Origin of the sequence: Pseudomonas sp. Sample_22 (assembly GCF_004307635.1) — a bacterium.
In the GTDB taxonomy this organism is placed as follows: Bacteria; Pseudomonadota; Gammaproteobacteria; order Pseudomonadales; family Pseudomonadaceae; genus Aquipseudomonas.
In genome coordinates, this window is the sequence record NZ_RCNY01000056.1 from 1 (window position 1) to 1133 (window position 1133).

Here is a 1133-nt window from a genome sequence, read left to right on the forward strand (position 1 = left end):
GCTGGCCGTTCCCGCATTCGATGATGCTCGGCTTTCATGCCGAATATGCCGGTGGGGACATTGTCTGTCAGGAAGACGAGATCGAAGACGCCCAGTGGTTCAACGTGCACGAGCTGCCGCCGTTGCCGGCGTCACGCTCGATTGCCCGTTACCTGATCGATGTCTACGTGGCCCGGCGATTAGGCCACGCTGAACCAGTGTTGCCAGGCTAGCCGCACGGTCAGTCCGAGCACCACGGTGATGAACACCGGACGTATGAACTTTGCACCGCCGCTGATGGCGGTGCGGGCGCCGAAGAACGCGCCGACCATCAACGACGAGCCCATGCTCAGGCCGATGATCCAGTCCACCTGACCGGAAAAAATGAAGATCGACAGCGCCGCCGCGTTACTGACGAAGTTCATGCTGCGTGCTACGCCACTGGCCTTCACCAGATCGATGGGGTAGAGCAACAGGCTGCTGACGGTCCAGAACGCCCCCGTACCGGGACCTGCCACGCCATCATAAAAACCGAGGCTGAAACCCTGGGTCGATTGCCATTTTTTCTTGATGGGCGCGTTGTTGTCTGACGGCGCTTTCGGCGTGCCGCCAAACAACAGATATAGACCACAGGCAAAGACGATCACCGGCAGCATCTTGTTCAGCCACTCGGCGGGCAGGTAATGCGCGACCACCGCACCGCTCAGCGCGCCGACCAGGGTGCCGACAATGGCGTGTATCCATTGCCCTGGATGAAACAGTTTGCGGCGATAGAAGGTAAAACTGGCGATGGCCGAGCCGAAAGTCGAGCTGAGTTTGTTGGTGCCCAGCACCAGGTGCGGCGGCAGGCCAGCGGTGAGCAACGCCGGGGTGGTCAACAGGCCACCGCCGCCGGCAATGGCATCGATGAAACCGGCAACAAAAGCGACTGCGGCCAGAATGGCCAGGGTGGTGAGGTCAACGCTGAGTTCGAAAGGCATGGAATCGGCTTAATCGGCGGGTGCAGCAAAGGGCTGCGGGGAAGGGCCGATATCTTACCTATATCCAGGTTCTGCGGCGACTGGTCTGGCCCTGTCGTCGGAGCGCCTGGGACGCAAAGCGTCCCGGGCTGCGTTCCCACGCAGAGCGTGGGAACGATCATTAAAGGGTCAGCA

2 protein-coding genes are annotated in these 1133 nt (G+C 60.8%); one reads left to right on the forward strand and one right to left on the reverse strand.

All coding sequences use genetic code 11. The annotated features are described in order from the left end of the window. Positions 1 to 212, forward strand: a 212-nt coding sequence (locus tag D8U73_RS14005) for an NUDIX domain-containing protein (RefSeq protein WP_347238997.1), incomplete at its 5' end; no start/stop codon positions are given. Here the strand turns inward: D8U73_RS14005 and D8U73_RS14010 are convergent. After that, positions 180 to 959 carry a TSUP family transporter gene (locus D8U73_RS14010; RefSeq protein WP_056855275.1) on the reverse strand — a complete coding sequence of 260 codons (780 nt, stop codon included), beginning with the start codon at positions 957 to 959 and terminating at the stop codon, positions 180 to 182. The genes D8U73_RS14005 and D8U73_RS14010 overlap by 33 nt on opposite strands. Positions 960 to 1133 lie beyond the last annotated feature (174 nt).